This window comes from Streptosporangium roseum DSM 43021 (assembly GCF_000024865.1).
Lineage (GTDB): Bacteria > Actinomycetota > Actinomycetes > Streptosporangiales > Streptosporangiaceae > Streptosporangium > Streptosporangium roseum.
This window is the reverse complement of the sequence record NC_013595.1, coordinates 4,777,695-4,794,078: the sequence shown is the minus strand read 5'-3', so window position 1 is coordinate 4,794,078 and position 16,384 is coordinate 4,777,695. Positions and strand designations below refer to the sequence as shown.

7 protein-coding genes are annotated in these 16,384 nt (G+C 70.8%); 6 read left to right on the top strand and 1 reads right to left on the bottom strand.

The genetic code is table 11. From position 1 onward, the window contains the following. Positions 1-83 precede the first annotated feature (83 nt). The 4 genes from SROS_RS20835 to SROS_RS20820 all read left to right on the top strand — a co-directional run bounded on the left by SROS_RS20835 (position 84) and on the right by SROS_RS20820 (position 4,835). Positions 84-1,670 (top strand): alpha-amylase, encoded by a 1,587-nt coding sequence (locus SROS_RS20835; RefSeq protein WP_012890924.1) that lies wholly within the window; start codon positions 84-86, stop codon positions 1,668-1,670. A 303-nt stretch (positions 1,671-1,973) separates the two neighbouring features. Then, positions 1,974-3,092, top strand: a complete 1,119-nt coding sequence (locus tag SROS_RS20830) for an alkaline phosphatase PhoX (RefSeq protein ID WP_012890923.1) — start codon at positions 1,974-1,976, stop codon at positions 3,090-3,092. Next, on the top strand, positions 3,040-3,993 hold the full coding sequence (locus tag SROS_RS20825) for a bile acid:sodium symporter family protein (RefSeq protein WP_425358634.1): 954 nt from the start codon (positions 3,040-3,042) through the stop codon (positions 3,991-3,993). The genes SROS_RS20830 and SROS_RS20825 overlap by 53 nt, the downstream gene beginning before the upstream one ends. Continuing rightward, the gene (locus tag SROS_RS20820) at positions 3,990-4,835 is read left to right on the top strand and encodes an SGNH/GDSL hydrolase family protein (RefSeq protein ID WP_012890921.1); all 846 of its coding nucleotides are present in this window, start codon (positions 3,990-3,992) and stop codon (positions 4,833-4,835) included. Before SROS_RS20825 ends, SROS_RS20820 begins: the two co-directional genes overlap by 4 nt. On the opposite strand, the gene SROS_RS20815 is transcribed toward SROS_RS20820, so the two are convergent. Further along, complete coding sequence (locus tag SROS_RS20815) at positions 4,822-6,009, bottom strand: PucR family transcriptional regulator (protein ID WP_043652482.1); 1,188 nt, start codon at positions 6,007-6,009, stop codon at positions 4,822-4,824. The two genes, SROS_RS20820 and SROS_RS20815, sit on opposite strands and share 14 nt — an antisense overlap. 227 nt (positions 6,010-6,236) lie before the next feature. On the opposite strand from SROS_RS20815, the gene SROS_RS20810 reads away from it, so the two are divergent. Both SROS_RS20810 and SROS_RS20805 read left to right on the top strand, forming a co-directional pair. Continuing rightward, the gene (locus SROS_RS20810) at positions 6,237-9,821 is read left to right on the top strand and encodes a HEAT repeat domain-containing protein (RefSeq protein ID WP_012890919.1); all 3,585 of its coding nucleotides are present in this window, start codon (positions 6,237-6,239) and stop codon (positions 9,819-9,821) included. A 460-nt stretch (positions 9,822-10,281) separates the two neighbouring features. Then, positions 10,282-15,750 carry a type I polyketide synthase gene (locus tag SROS_RS20805; RefSeq protein WP_012890918.1) on the top strand — a complete coding sequence of 1,823 codons (5,469 nt, stop codon included), beginning with the start codon at positions 10,282-10,284 and terminating at the stop codon, positions 15,748-15,750. Positions 15,751-16,384 lie beyond the last annotated feature (634 nt).

Sequence of the window (16,384 nt, the reverse complement as noted above, 5' to 3'; positions counted from 1 at the left end):
TTCATGGATCAAGCATCGTTCTGCTCACGTACGGCCGTCCCCTCCCAGCGCATCTTCGCTCTCGGAAGAAGGTCCACCCCCCCATGGAACGAACGAGACCGCCTTTGGGCCGCAGGATCCGTAATGTCCTCTTCGCCGTCGCGATCGCCGCGTGCGGTGTCACCCCGATGACCGTCACGGTCGCCACGCCTCTCGTGAACGCCGCAGCCACGCTGAACAACAGCGAGGTGACGGCCAGCCTGTGGGAGTGGAACTGGACGTCCGTCTCGGCTGCCTGTACCGATCATCTTGGCCCCGCCGGGTTCGGCGCGGTCCAGGTCGCGCCGCCGCAGGAGTCGGTCAGCCTCCCCAACAGCAAAGACGGGGTGCACCCGTGGTACGAGGTGTACCAGCCGGTCTCCTACAAGCTCGAAAGCCGGTTCGGTAACCGCCGGCAGTTCGCCGACATGGTCACCGCGTGCCACAACGCGGGTGTCCGCGTGTACGTGGACGCGGTCGTGAACCACATGGCGGGCACGGACAACCCCGGCGGCGTAACCGGCTACGCCGGAACGTCCTTCACCGGTTACGGCTACCCGGCCGTCCCGTACGGGCACGGCGACTTCCACCACCCGGGCGACAACTGCCCGACCGGCGGCGGGATCGACGACTGGAACAACGAGTCCCAGGTGACGAGCTGTGAGCTGCTGGCGCTGTCGGACCTGTACACCGAGAAGGAGGAGGTCCGCACCAAGATCGCCGGGTACCTGAACGACCTGATCGGGCTCGGCGTGGACGGCTTCCGCGTCGACGCGGTCAAGCACATGAAGAAGCCCGACTTCGCGGCGATCCTCGGCAAGCTGAACAACACCGTCGCGGAGAACAAGCGCCCGTACATCGCCCAGGAGATCTTCGACGGGGCCGGCAACGACGCCCTGAAGGCGCGGGCGTTCATCGGCAACGGCGACGTCCTGGACTTCGCCTACGCCAAGGGCGTCAAGGCCCAGTTCCAGGGTTCGATCTCCAACCTCGGGAGCATCGGGAGCTGGAACCTGGACGCGCCCAGCGCCAACGTCTTCGCCATGGTCACCAACCACGACCTGGAGCGCGACGGAGTCGTGCTGTCCTACAAGAACGGCAACGACTACAAGCTCGCCAACTACTTCGTGCTGGCCTACCCGCACGGCAAGCCGTCGGTCTACGACAGCTTCACCTGGTCCGACCGCAACCAGTCCCCGCCGGCCGACGGCAGCGGGTTCGTCACCGACACCACCTGCGGGAGCAGCTGGAACTGCCTGACCCGGTCCACCGGGATCAAGGGCATGGTCGGCTGGGCCAACGCCGCCAGGTCCGTCAAGTCCGTCTCGGACTTCAAGGCCGTCAACAGCAACGTGATCGGCTTCCACCGCGGTGACCGCGCCTGGATCGGCATCAACGACTCCGGCAGCGACAGCACCGCCGAGTTCACGACCGGCCTGGCCGACGGCGACTACTGCGACGTCATCTCCGGCGCCGCCACCACCACCGGCTGCACCGGCACCGAGGTCACCGTGTCCGGCGGCAGGGCCACCGTCAAGATCCCCGCCAACGACGCGGTCGCCATCCACGTCAACGCCAGGGCGGACACCACCAGGATCGCGACGACCTTCGACGTCACCGCCTCCCCGGCGGCGGTCACCGGAGCACGCTGAAGGTCACGGCCGGGGCGTGCCCCCTCAGCGGGTGCCCGCCGGGGCCTCCTCCCAGGCGGTTCCGAGACGGCCCGTGGAGCCGAGGTCGATGAGGCCGCTGACGCGCCGCCGGGAGCCGCCGGGGCCCGCCGCGGTGACAATCACGGTGGCACCGACGGCCGGTGGGGTCGCACAGGGGCCGTCCGAGGTTTGTGATCTGTCACAGATTTGACCGCTCAGATTTACTGCCCCCTCCAGTTCCCAGAAGACCTCCGCCAGCCCATGGTTTGGGGGGGAGAAATGTAGGCGATCACTGGAGCCCCTATGCAACGCCGCACCTTCATCGTGTCCCTCTCCGCCGTCGCTCTGTCCGGCACGCTGTGGCAGAACGCCGCGCTCGCCTCCTCGGTGGTCGCGGGAGAGAGCCCGTACGGCCCGCTCGGCGAGCCCGACGCCAACGGCGTCGCGCTGCCTGCCGGGTTCAGCAGCAGGGTGGTGGCCAGGTCGGGCCACTCCGTCGGCGGCACCCTCTGGCATCCGGCCCCGGACGGCGGCGCCTGCTTCGCCGACGGCACCGGCTGGATCTACGTCTCCAACTCCGAGGTCCCGCTGGTGGGGGGCGCTTCGGCGATCAAGTTCGGGGCCGATGGCTCGATCGAGCGGGCCTACCGGATCCTGTCGGGCACCAACCTCAACTGCGCGGGCGGGCGCACGCCATGGAACACCTGGCTCTCGTGTGAGGAGATCTTCCGCGGCAAGGTCTACGAGACCGATCCGTACGGCGCGCGCGGCGCCCAGCAGCGTCCGGCGATGGGCAAGTTCAAACACGAGGCCGCCGCCTGCGACCCCGATCACCGGGTCGTCTACCTGACCGAGGACGAGGATGACGGCTGCTTCTACCGCTTCGTTCCGAACGTCTGGGGCGAGCTGTCCAGCGGCCGTCTCGAGGTCTTCTGCACCGACAACCTCTGGCGGGCGGTACCCGACCCGGCGCCCGGCGTCTTCCAGAAGCAGACCAGGCACCAGGTGAGCGCGGCCCGGCACTTCGACGGCGGCGAGGGCTGCCACTACGCGGACGGCGTCTGCTACTTCACCGCCAAGGGCGACCGCACGGTGTGGGCCTACGACACCGGCCGCCAGACAATAACCGCGATCTATGACAGCACCGGCACGCTCACCGGCATCGACAACATCACCGGCACCCAGGGCGGTGACCTCTACGTCGCCGAGGACGGCGGCAACATGGAGATCAACATCATCACCCCGGGCCGGGTGGTCGCGCCGGTCCTGCGGCTTGACGGCCAGAGCGAGTCCGAGATCACCGGCCCCGCCTTCTCCCCCGACGGCACCCGCCTGTACTTCTCCTCCCAGCGCGGCACCAGCGGCGAGCGTGCGGGGACGGGCGGCATCACCTACGAGGTCAGCGGCCCCTTCCGCCGCTGACCCCTCCCGAGGAGCACCCCCCATGGCCCTTGCCGGAACCCTCCTGCCCATCGCACTGGCGATCATCATGTTCGGCCTCGGGCTGAGCCTGACGATCTCCGACTTCCGCCGCGTCGTCGTCTATCCGAAAGCCACCGTCGTGGCGCTCGGCTGCCAGATCCTGCTGCTGCCGGCGATCTGCTTCGGCCTGGTGATCGCCTTCGACCTGCCGGCCGCCCTCGCCGTCGGCATGATGCTGCTGGCCGCCTCGCCCGGCGGCACGACCGCCAACCTCTACAGCCACCTGTTCGGCGGTGACGTCGCGCTCAACGTGACGCTGACCGCGATCAACTCGGTGCTGGCCGTGGTGACGTTGCCACTGGTGACCAACCTGTCGCTGTCCTACTTCGACGGCGGCTCGGGCACGCTCGGCCTGCAGTTCGACAAGACCCTGCAGGTGATGGCGATCGTGCTGGTGCCGGTCGCCGCCGGCATGGCGGTCCGTGCCATGGCGCCGCGGTTCGCCGAACGGATGAACACGCCCGTGAAGATCGCGTCGGCGGTCATCCTGGCGCTGGTGATCGCCGGCGCGCTGCTCCAGGAACTCGACAACCTCGGCGGCTACATCCAGTCGGTGGGCCTGATCACGCTGGCGTTCAGCGTGATCAGCCTGACCATCGGTTACTGGGCGCCGCGCCTGGCCGGGGTACGGCGCGACCAGGCCGTCGCCTCCTGCATGGAGATCGGGATCCACAACGGCGCGCTGTCGATCGCGGTGGCGCTCTCCCTGCTGAACAGCACCCAGATGGCCATCCCGGCCGCCACCTACGGCGTGCTGATGTTCTTCACCGCGGCAGGAGCCGGGTTCCTGCTCAGATCTCGTACGGCAGAGCCGATCCTTTCCGAAGGGAGTTCAGTGTGATCCGATCAGTGATCGCCGCAATCGTCCTGGCGGTCGCCATCGCCCCGCCCGCCCAAGCCTCGGCCGGTGAGGTGTATGTGGCCCTGGGTGACTCGGCCGCCTCCGGGCCGCTGGTGCCCGACCAGGTGGTACCCGACCTCGGGTGCTGGCGCTCCAACCGCAACTACGCCCACCTCACCGCGGGGGCCATCGGAGCCGCCACGTTCCGCGACGTCACCTGCTCGGGCGCCGACACCGGGGACATGTACAGCGCGCAGGGCACCGACCTCGGCTCGGTGCCACCGCAGCTGGACGCACTCAGCCAGGACACCACGCTGGTCACCGTACAGATCGGCGCCAACGACGTGGGGCTGACCGGCTTCATCGAGGACTGCCTGAACCTGCTGCCGCCGCCCGTCGGCGACGCCTGCAACGACGACTACACGGAGAACGGGCAGGACGCCTGGCGGATCAAGACCGACGCGCTGCGTCCGAAGCTGACAGCCCTGGTCGCCGACATCCGTACCCGCGCGCCGCGGGCCAGGATCTTCGTGGTGGGCTACGGGACCTACGCCCCGCCCAACGGCTGCTACCCGCGGGTGCCGATCATCAAGCAGGACGCCAACTACATCCGCGCGACCTTGCAGTACTTCAACCGGGCACTCGCGGAGCAGGCGGCGGCGGCGGGCGTCGCCTTCATCGACCTGCAGACGCCGAGCACGGGTCACGACCCGTGCACCTCGGCGGGGACGCGGTGGATCGAGCCCTACGTCCCGGCTTCGCCGGCGACGCCTTTCCACCCCAACGCGCGTGGGATGCGCGGCTTCGCGGACGCGGTGATCACCGCCGTCAGCGGGGCGTGAGCCTCCTGGCCGCCAGCGCGGCTCCGATCTGCTGGAGCTGCGCCGGGTCGGCCGGGTCGAGGCCGGTCAAGCTCACCGCCCGCCGCAACCGGTAGTCGACGGTGTTCGGGTGCACGTGCAACAGCTCGGCCGTGCGGCGGCGGTCGAGCCCGGTCTCCAGGTAGGCCTTGAGCGTCCTGAGCAGGTCGGGGTTGTCCAGCAGGGGGTCGAGCAGACCCGCGAGCCTGGCGGTGGCCCTGCTCGGCCGGGTGAGCTGGTACTCCAGCAGCACGTCGGCCAGCAGGTAGGCGCCCGGCGGGCGCCCGAAGATCCGCGCCACCTCCAGGACCTCCTCGGCCACTCCTGCGGCGGCCGAGACCTCGGCGGGCGTCGCCTGCTCGGTCGCCGCCCAGATCGGCACCCCCGCCGCCCCGGACATCGCCTCGACGACCTCGGTCACGATCGGCACCTCGCCGCTGCAGGGCAGCAGCACGAGGCCGCCCGTCGCGTCGAGCACGAACAGGACCTGCTCGGAGGCGTAACGCTGCACGGCGGCCCTGATCCTGGCCAGCTTGCGCCGGGCGGCGATCGATCCGCCGGGCTCGTCCTGCTTCTCGTCGGGGTGCGCACCCACCGCGATCGCCATGACCAGGTAGCCGGGCGCCAGCCGTACCGCCGCCAGGGCCGTGTGATCGCCGCCGAGCAGCGCGGATACGGCGGCGTGCATGGCGTGCTGCTCCTGGCTGAGCATGCCCTCGCGCTCGCTCAGGTAGGCGGTGCATACAGCGGAGGTCACCACCTCGCTGTAGAGCAGGACGAGGCGGTTCATGTCGACCACCGCCGCGAAGTCGGCCGGCGTGGCGGTGGTGATCAGGCGGTCCCAGACCCAGCGGGTGCCCAGGTGGTAGGCCGCCAGCAGGGCTTCGAGCGGTACCCGTTCCTGGGCGCGGCGCGCGGCCGAGTCGCGTAGCGGGGCCAGCTCGGCGGAGGAGGGCGGGCGCCCGTGGCGGAACATCTCGCAGATCATCCGCAGGTTGTGCTCGGTGATCCTGGTGATGTCGCCGTCGAGCTCCTCCCTGGGCAGTCGCCGGTAGATGGGGATCTCCTCGACGAAGACGTGCACGAGCTGCCTGGCCAGGCTGGTCGCCTGGCGCTCCAGCAGCTCGTGCACGGGACATCCAGCCAGGATGAGCACGTCTGCCACTGTCTCACACCAGGTTGTGATATCTACCCATTCACTGGGACAGCGGGGAGCGAGGTGCCGGCGCTGTTTCCCGGGCCGGCGTGGCTGTCTCCGGTCGCGACCGTCCCGAGATCGGCGCGGGCCCGCCCGCCCGTGCACGCCACCCGGGACACTCCGAGGTGCTCCGGGGGCGTTGAGGTGTTGTGCATCCCGAAGGCGGTCGGGCACGCTTGGGCGGCATGGCGGAGCGTGGCGGCGGACTTGTCCACCTGAGGGTCTTCCTTTCGTCCCCGGGAGATGTGGCCGACGAGCGGGAGATCGCCCGCACCGTCGTCGAGCAGCTCCAGTACGACCCTTTCGTGCGCGGCCGCGTCACGTTCGACGTGGTCGCCTGGGACCAGCCGGGCGGCGGCGCGCCCATCACGGCGACCGAGACGCCCCAGGCCTCGATCGATCGGGGCCTCCCGCGCCCGTCCCAGTGCGACGTCGTCGTCGTGATCCTGTGGTCCCGGATGGGCACGCCGCTGCCGTTTCCCGAGTACCGCAAGCCGGATGGCGGGGCCTACCTCTCGGGCACCGAGTGGGAGTACGAGGACGCCCTGCGTGGCGCGGCGGCCGCCGGCCGGCCCACGGTGCTCGTCTACCGTCGCACCGCCAAGGTGATGCTCGACTCGGATGCCGCGGACGTGGAGGAGCGGCTGCGAGACAAACGGCTGGTGAACGAGTTCTTCGAACGGATGCGTGACCCGCGCACGGGCGCCGCGCTACGCGGCCACAAGCGCTACGGGTCGCCGGACGGCTTCCGCGCCGAGTTCCAGCACGACCTCAAGTCGCTGGTCCACCAGATCATCAACGCCGCGCCGGGCGGCGCGAAGCCGCCGCGCCGCTCGGCGGATCTGCCGCCGCCGTGGGAGGGGTCGCCGTTTCCCGGGTTGCGCGCGTTCACACCGCAGGACGCGCCGATCTTCTTCGGCAGGGGCAGGGAGACCGACGAGCTCGTGGCACGGGTGACCGCAAGCGGATTCGTGGCCGTGGTGGGGGCGAGCGGGTCGGGCAAATCCTCGCTGGTGGGTGCCGGTCTGATCCCTCGCCTCGAACTGAGCGGGACCGGGTGGATCTTTCCACGCTACGACAGGACGGACATGCGATGGTCAGGTCTGCGGTTCACCCCCGGCGAGGTGGGTGACAACCCCTTCCTCGCCACCGCGGCGAAACTCGCTCCGCTGGTGGGAGCCGACGCGGCCGTGCTGGCCGACGAACTGGCCGCCGGGCCGTACGGCATCGTCAGCCGACTGCCCGGCGGAACATCGATGATCTTCGTCGACCAGTTCGAGGAACTGTTCACCATGGTGGACCCGGCCCGCGTGCGCCCGTGGGTGCGGCTCCTTGAAGCGGCCGCGCTGTCCGGGCGGTGCCATGTCGTCATCACCCTGCGAGCGGACTTCTACCACCGTTGCCTGGCGGTCCCCGAGCTCGCCCGCCTTCTGGAGGCCGGGCAGTTTCCGCTCGGCGCCCCCACCGACACTCTGCCCGACATGATCATGCGGCCGGCCGAACGGGCAGATCTCCGGTTCGTCGAAGGACTGCCCGGCCGGATCCTGCGTGACACCGGTGGCGACGCGGACGCGCTGCCGCTGCTGGCCTACACCCTGGATGAGCTCTGCCGGGCCGGCCAGGCGGAGCGGCTGCTGGACTTCGCCACCTACGAGAGGCTCGGTGGCGTGCAGGGCGCGATCGGCACCCGGGCCGAGCACGTCTTCACCCAGCTGCTCGACGAGCAGGCGCGTGCCGCGTTCTCCCGGGTGTTCCGCGAGCTGGTGAAGGTGGACGAGCGGGGCAGGTCCACCCGCCGGAGGGCACGGCTGGCGCAGATCGCCGGGGACGGCCCCGCGCGCCGGTTCGTCGAGGTGCTGACGAACGCCCGGCTCCTCGTGCAGAGCAAGGACGAGCGCGACCAGCCCATCGTCTACGTCGCGCACGAGGCGCTGTTCGGAAGCTGGGCCCGTCTCTCCGGCTGGATCCAGGCGATCCGGGAAGACCTTCTGCTGGAGCACAAGGTCACCGCCGCCGCCGCCGAATGGGCGCAGCACGGCCGGGACGAGGCGTTCCGCTGGCCGCACGAGCGGCTGGAACCGGTCTACGCGATGGTGCGGCGCCTGGGTGCCGACCTCGACCCGGTCACCGCGGAGTTCGTCGAGCCAGAGCACGATCGGCTCTTCCCCGTGCTCCGCGATCCGGATGTGGAGACCTACCGGCGGCAGAACACCATGGACCGGTTGTTCACGATCGGCGCCACGACCGTGCCCGGCCTGCTCGACATGCTGGGCGATCCGTCAGCCGTGGCGCGGCAGGCCGCGGCCGGCGTGCTGGCCAGGCTGGGGGAACCGGCGATCGAGGGGCTGGTCGCGGCGCTGGGGCACGGCGACCCGGAGGTTCGGCTGGCGGCCCTCGGCGCGCTACGGCAGCTCGGCGACCCCCGGGTCGCGGGGAAACTCGCCCCGGCGCTGCGTGATCCCGACATCAGGGTGCGGTCAGCGGCCGTCGGCGCGCTCACCTCGTTCGGCGGACCGACGGCCAGGGATATGCTCGGCGCCGCGGTGACCGATGAGCAGGCCGACGTACGCTGGCTGGCGGCGGGCGCGCTCGGGGCGTTCGGCCCCGAGGCGGTGCCGCACCTCCTCTCCGTCGGGGATGACGACGACACCGCGACGGAGTCCGCGAGGCGCGCCCTGCTGGCGATCGGCGACCGGGGCATCGAGCCGCTGCTCGAGGGCTTACGCGGCCTGGACCCACGCCGGCGGGTCAACGCTGCGGCGACCCTCGCGGGGCTGGGGGCGTCCGCGGTTCCCGGACTTGTCGTGGCGCTCGGCGACGCCGATCCGGATGTGCGGTGGCAGGCGTGCGAGGCCCTGGCCGTGATCGCCGACGACGGCTGCGTGTCGTCGCTGACATCGACACTGGACGATGCGGAACCGGCGGTCCGCGCCGCGGCCGCGCACGCGCTCGGCGCGCTGCGCGCCGAGGGCGCCGTCGCCCGGTTGACGGCCGCACTGGTCGACGACGACCACGTCGTGCGGTGGGCGGCGACCGACGCGCTCGCCCAGATCGGCAGGACTTCGGTCCAGCCGCTGCTCGCCGCGGCGTCGGCGCCGGGCCCCGGCGGCTCGATGGTGTCGGCGGCACTGATCAGATGCGCGGACCCCTCGCTGGTCTCGGCGCTGCGGTCGGAGCACGAGTGGATACGCCGGCGGGTCATGGACGTCCTGATCAAGTGGGGTGAGCCCGCGCTGCCGGACCTGTTCGGCCTGCTGGAGGATCCCGATCATCGGACGCGCGACACGGCCGCCAGGGCGCTGGCCGGGATCGGGCACCTCGCCGTGCCCGGCCTGATCCGGCAGGCCGGCAGCGACGACCCCGACACCCGCTGCGCGGCGGGGCGCGCGCTGCGATGGATCGCCGTCGACGACACGCTCACCGAGCGTACGCCGGGCGTCCCCGGTGCCCGCCGGGCGCTGCCCGCGCTGCAGCGACTTCTCAGCGACGCCGAACCGCGTTGCCGGGACACGGCCGCCGACGCGCTGGCCGGTTTCGGGCAGGACGCGCTCCCCGTGGTGTGGCGGGGGCTGGCGGCGCCGTCGCAGCCGACCCGTGCCGCAGCGGTGCGTGCCGCCGTCAGGATCGGTCCGGCGGCGGTCCCGGGGCTGCTGGTGATGGCCGGTAAGTCCGGGAGCGTCGCGCGAGCGCCCGCGATCGAGGCGCTGCGCGCGATCGCGACACCGGCCGCGCTCTTCGGCCTCGCCGAACTGGGCATGGCGCCGGAATGACCTAGTACTGCAACGGCGCTTATGTGACGGTGTAGCCACGTTTTCGGTTTCGGCGGGCCGTGCGGATGCAGCGCGGCGGCCTCGGCCCGGCGCCCGCCCGCAGTCCTGTCCGCGTGAGCGTGTCGCGCATGACGTCGGCAAGCTCCTGCGCGGGCCTGGAACGCCCCCGCTTCCGCGGAGACCCCGAAGGCATGCGCGGACCAGAAGGTCGGTGCTGCCGGGGTGGCCACGTTCGCGGTTCTCGGCCGGCAAGTGCGTCACGGGAACATCTTCAAGCCGGCGGCAAGAGGGCCCACAAGCCGGCGGCAAGTAGCGATCGTCATCATTCGATGCGCTGGAACAGCGGGCTGCGAAGGTGCGCGTCCTCTCCTCCGGCCGCGGTGACTCCGCGCTGCTCCCCCAGGCACGCGGCGCAGAGTCTCCCGCCTCCGCCCAGAAGCCGTAACAGGGAAAAACCGCCATGAGCTTGAACCAAGAAACTACATCCGCCTCAGAGCCGATCGCCGTCGTGGGGATGGCCTGCCGACTGCCCGGCGCCCGTTCCCCCGAAGAGCTGTGGGAGCTGCTGTGCCGTGGCGAGAACACGATCTCCGAGATTCCGTCGGATCGGTTCCCCGTCGAGGAGGTCTATCACCCCGCCTCCGGCGTGCCGGGCAAGCTCGCCTCCAAGTACGGCGGTTTCGTCTCGGGCATCGACGAGTTCGACGCGGCGTTCTTCGGCATCTCGCCGCGCGAGGCGGCCACGATGGACCCCCAGCACCGCATGGTGATGGAGGTGGCCTGGGAAGCCTTCGACGACGCCGGTCTGGTGCTGGAGGAGATGCCGCAACGGACCGGAGCGGTCTTCATGGGCGTCATCACCAGCGACTACTGGGACCGCCAGTCGGGAGCCGCCGAAGAGCTCGACGTGCACACAGTGACGGGAAGCACCCGTGGCGGCAACGCGGGCCGGATCTCCCACGCCCTGAACCTCAAGGGGATGAGCGTGGCACTCGACGCCGCCTGCTCCTCCTCCCTGGTCGCCGTGCAACTCGCCGTCCAGTCACTACGCGCCGGGTCGTGCGACCTGGCCATCGCCGGTGGCGTGAACGCCATCCTCACCCCCGACCACGCCATCGGCTTCTCCCAGGGATCGATGATGGCCCTGGACGGCCAGTGCAAGGCGTTCGACGCGCGCGCCAACGGTTACGTGCGCAGCGAAGGCGCCGGCATCGTCGTGCTGAAGACCCTGTCGCGGGCGCTGGCCGACGGGGACAGGGTCCACGCGCTGATCCGCGGGGCCGCCGCGAGCAACGACGGGCACTCGGACAGTTTCATGACCCCGCAGATCCCTGGGCAGCAGGCCGCCCTGACGGCGGCCTATCGCGACGCCGGGGTGGATCCGGCGAGCGTCGCGTACGTGGAGGCGCACGGCACCGGCACCAGCGCGGGAGACCCCGTGGAGATCGCCGCCCTGGACTCGGTGCTCGGGCGGGGACGGCCCGAAGGTCGGCCGCTCCTCGTGGGGTCGGCGAAGACCAACCTCGGCCACACCGAGGGCGCGGCCGGTATCACCGGCCTGATCAAGGCCTTGCTGTGCGTGCAGCGCGGCTGGCTCCCGGCGAGCCTGAACTTCACCACGCCCAACCCTTCCATCCCCTGGGACAGCATCGGCGTGCGGGTGTGCGACAAGGGACAGCCTTGGCCGGACCTGGACGGCCCCCGCAGGGCCGGGGTCAGCAGCTTCGGCATCACCGGCACCAACGCGCACATCGTCGTCGAGGAGCCGCCCTCCGCTTCGCGGCCGGACGAGTGGAGCCGGCAGGAGGAGCGGCGCGAGGACGGCGACCGCGCGGTGCTGCTGCCGATCTCGGCGCGTACTCCCTCCGCGCTCGGCGCGCTCGCCGCACGTTACCGGGACCTGCTTGCCTCCTCGCTGCACCAGATCGCCGGCGCGGCGGGAACGCGGCGCAGCCACCACGACCAGCGGCTGGCGGTCGTCGCCGGCACGAGCGAGGAGGCCGCCGCCAAACTGGACGCTTTCGCCGCGGACGGCCACGCGGAGGGCGTGTACGCCGGCGAGGCCGATGACGTCCGTGATCCCGGCGCCCCGCACCTGACAGCGTGGGTGTTCCCCGGCCAGGGGGCGCAGTGGGTCGGCATGGGCCGCGACCTGCTCGACGAGGAGCCGGTCTTCGCCACGGCGATCGCCGACTGCGAGAACGCCATGCGCCGCTACGTCGACTGGTCACTGACCGCCGAGCTCAACGCCGCCCCTGAGACCTCCCGCCTCGCCGAGATCGATGTGGCCCAGCCGACGATCTTCGCGGTACAGGTCGCGCTCGCCCGCCTGTGGCGATCCTGGGGCTTCGAGCCCGACGCCGTGATCGGGCATTCCATGGGAGAAGTCGCGGCCGCTCACGTGTCCGGAGTCCTCGACCTCGACGACGCCGCCCGGATCATCTGCGGCCGCAGCCGGCTGATCCGTGCCACCAGCGGTCAGGGGGCGATGGCCGCGGTAGAGCTGTCGTCCGAGCGCGTCCAGGCGCTGATCGCGGAGCGGGGCGGCGCTGCGGTCCTGGCAGTGAGCAACTCCCCTACGTCCTGCGTGCTCGCCGGCGGGCCCGAGGAGATCGACGCCATCCTCCGCGACCTTGACGCCGAAGGCGTCTTCGGGCGCCGCGTACAGGTGGACATCGCCTCGCACAGCCCGCAGATGGACCCCCTCCGCGAACCGCTCCTCGAACTGCTCGCCCCCCTGCGCCCCCGGCGGGGCGACGTCCCGCTGTGCTCCACGGTCACCGGCCGCTTCCTGGACGGGGCCGGGATGGACGCGGCGTACTGGGTGGACAACCTTCGCGAGCCGGTGCTGTTCGCGGACGCCGTCCAGCATCTGGTGGAGGAGGGATTCGACACCTTCATGGAGTTCAGCCCCAACCCGCTGCTCGCCCGAGCCGTCCAGCAGAACCTGCGCCATGTCGGCAGGGACGGGGCGGTCGTCACCGCACTCGCCCGCGACACGCCCGGCCGTACCTCCCTCCTGGAGGCCGCGGCCGAGCTATACGTCAAGGGGCGGGCGATCGACTTCTCCCGGATGCAGCCCCACAGCGGACAGCACGTCCCCCTCCCCTCCTACCCCTGGCAGCACGAGCGGTACTGGAAGGACCCGGTCAGGCGGGCCGCGACCGTCCGGGACGGCGGCGGACACCCGATCACGGGCACGGCGCTCACGCTGGCCCCTGCTGGAACCCTGGTATGGGACTTCGACCTGGACGTCGAGCGACTGCCCTACCTCAACCACCACCGCGTGCACGAGATGCCGATGCTGTCCGGTACCGGCTACCACGAGCTCGCCCTGGCCGCCGGGGAGGAGGCATACGGCGACCGGTCCTTCGCCGTGGAGGAGCTCCACCTGGAGCGAGCCGTGTTCCTGACCCCTGGAACACCCCAGCGCCTCCAGGCTCGCCTCGATCCGGATGAGGCCGAGCGCGGCCGCCGCTGGACGTGCTACCTCGCCGATGTGAGCACCGGCGGGACCACGGAATGGACGCGGGTCGCCACGGCGCTGGTGCGCCACTGCTCGCCCACCGCTGGAGACCGCCACATCGACCTGCCCGACGTCGCCGGCTATCGGGAGACCGTCGACGTGGCGGAGCACTACTCCGAACTGCGCCGCCGCGGCATCAAGCAGACCGGCCCCTACCAGTCGATCGTCGCGCTCCACCGCACGGACGCGGCCGTGGCCGCCGAACTGCGGATCGACGACGCAATCACCACCGGACTGCAGCGCTACCTATGCCATCCGGCACTGCTCGACGCGGCCCTCCAGCCTGTGATGGCCGTGCTCGGCAACGGCGACACCGGGGACGACACCTATCTGCCGGTGCGCACCAGGCGCTGCCGGGTGCACGCCCGCCCGCAACCAGGCGCTCGGCTGTGGTCGACCGCCGTGCGGACCTCGACCGCGCAAGAGCCCGACCTGGTCGAGTTCGACGTGCTGGTCAGCGACGACGAGGGCCGCGTGCTCGCCTCCATCGACGGCTTCCAGATCCAGCGGCTGGTCGCCGATCCGCCGGAGGTCGTCGAGCGCAAGGCCGGCCGTCTGCTGTACGGCGTCGAGTGGGCGGAACTGGAGCCTCTCACCGACCCCGTACCCGAGCGGGCTCCCTGGCTGGTGGTGAGCGACTCCCCCCTCGGCGCCGAACTGTGCGCCTCGCTGGCGGCCGCTGGAGGCGAGCCGCTGCTGGTCCAGCCGGGTGCCGGCTACCGGAGACTCGGCCCCCACCGGTGCGTGCTCGACCTCGCCTCCACCGAGGACTGGACGATGCTCATCAAGGAGCAGTCGGAGAGCGGAGCGTGGCCCCCGAGAGCTGTCGTGCGCCTGTCCACCGCGCCCCCCGTCGAGGAGGCGACCCGGCCGGACGCGCTGGAGCGCTCCTACGAGGTGCTCGCGTTGGTCAAGGGGCTCACGAGTGATCAGCAGGCTGCTCCCCGGCTCTGGCTGGTCACCACCGCTGCCCAGACTCCGGACGGTAGCAGCGATGTCAATCCCGCGGAGACCGCCGTGTGGGGCATCGGCCGCGTGATCCCCTACGAGCATCCCGAACTGCGCTGCTCGATGATCGACCTTCCTGAGGATCCGGACTCCGGCATCCTCCGCGCCCTCTCAGCCGAGATCAGGACCGACGGGATCGAGACGGAGATCGCCTTGCGGGACGGTCGCAGATACACCGCGCGGCTCCGCCACCGACCGCTTCCCTCCGCGAGCCCGGTCCCCGTACGGCCGGATGGGACCTATCTGATCACCGGCGGCTGCGGCGGGGTCGGACTGCTCACCGCGGAGTGGCTCGTCAAGAACGGCGCGCGCCACCTCGTCCTGGTCGGCCGCGGCGGCGCTCCGGAGGGCGTGACGGACCGGATCGCCGCGATGCGGTCCGCCGGCGCGCAGGTGCTGATCGCCAGGACGGACATAGCGTCCCGGGTAGCGGTGGCGGATCTCCTCGACGACATCGCCCGGCACATGCCTTCCTTGCGGGGAGTCGTCAACTCCGCCGTCGTCCTCGACGACGGGACGCTGGCGCAGCTGGACCGTGCGCGGTTCCTCGCTCCCATGCCTCCCAAGGTCCACGGGTCATGGCACCTGCACGAACTCACCCGCCACCTGCCCCTCGACTTCTTCCTCCTCTATTCGTCCGCGGCCTCCGTGATCGGCTCACCGGGACAGGGGAACTACTCCGCGGCCAACGGCTACCAGGACGGGCTGGCCTGGCACCGGCGGGCCAACGGGCTCCCGGCCCTGACCGTCAACTGGGGACAGTGGTCCGCCACCGGACAGGTCGCCAAGGCGAGCAAGGACCTCCGGCTGAACGAGCGCGGCTTCGCCGGTTTCGCTCCCGCCGAGGGCCTGGCCGTCCTCGACCGCCTGCTCCCCTCCCTGCATGCCCAGGCGTCCGTCATGTCGTTCGACCCCACCGCCTGGACCCACTACTTCCCCGCTCTGCGCACCTCGTCCCTTCTGCGGCACCTTGTGGAAGGCGGTCCAGGGGACGCCGCCCCCGCGGCGGAGCTCGAACCGGCCGACCTTGCAGGCCTCGGCAACGAGCAGGCCGAACAGCTCATCGCGGCGTACCTGTGCACGCAGGTCGCGGCCATCGTCCAGCTCCCCCGGGCGAAGGTCGACGCGGCGCAGCGCCCGCACCGCATGGGCCTCGACTCCCTCATGGCGGTCCAGCTGCGCAACCGGATCGCGGCCGACCTCGGCGTCACCCTGCCGGTGGCGGTCTTCCTGCAACGCCGCACGATCGGCGATCTCGCCACTGTCACCCTCACCCACCTGAAGGAACCCGAAGCCGTTCCAAGCGGCTCCGATCGCTCGACGGCGGGAGGCCCCGCGGTCACGAACTCCGGGGACGGCAGGAATGACTCCGGGAGGGGACTGCAGTTGATCTGACATCACGTACCCCGCCACATGACGGATTCCGCCCGGCCTGATGGATCGGGCGGAATCTTCGTCATGATCGTCCGGCTGCTCAGGGCGGTCGATCACTCGCTACTCCTCGCCCTCCGAAACGGCGATGCCCATGCCCGGGTGCTCAGCCGGTCGACGGCTCCCAGCCCGCCGCGCTCGCGCTTCGCACAGGGCTCGCCACACCTTGACATCCGGAAGCAGCACCCTCGGCGGCATCGTCTGCGGCTCGGGCCCGACTCGCGCGTTCCCCGCCGGTGAACCCCGACGACGATCCGCGTGTGCGCCGGCTCCGCGCGGACGGCTTCTCCTGCGCTGCCCTCGCCCGGGCGTACTCCCCATGATGCCGGCGGTCACCGTTGGCGTCGCCCCAGTCAGCTCCGGCTCCGAATATCGACTTTCCGATCCAGGACATACGCCCTACGATCGGGCATCCGCCTTCCAGCGGATTCGATATCACCCTTACAGGGGACGATTTACGACAAAGCGAGCAGTCACGATACATCGGATGTCGCACAGCTTTCTTCCCCACGAGTCACTCGATGTGAGACAAGGAAGCAGAGCCCCGGCAAGACAGGGGAGCCGTTCATCGGGTTTCACGAACCCATGGACATCCTCG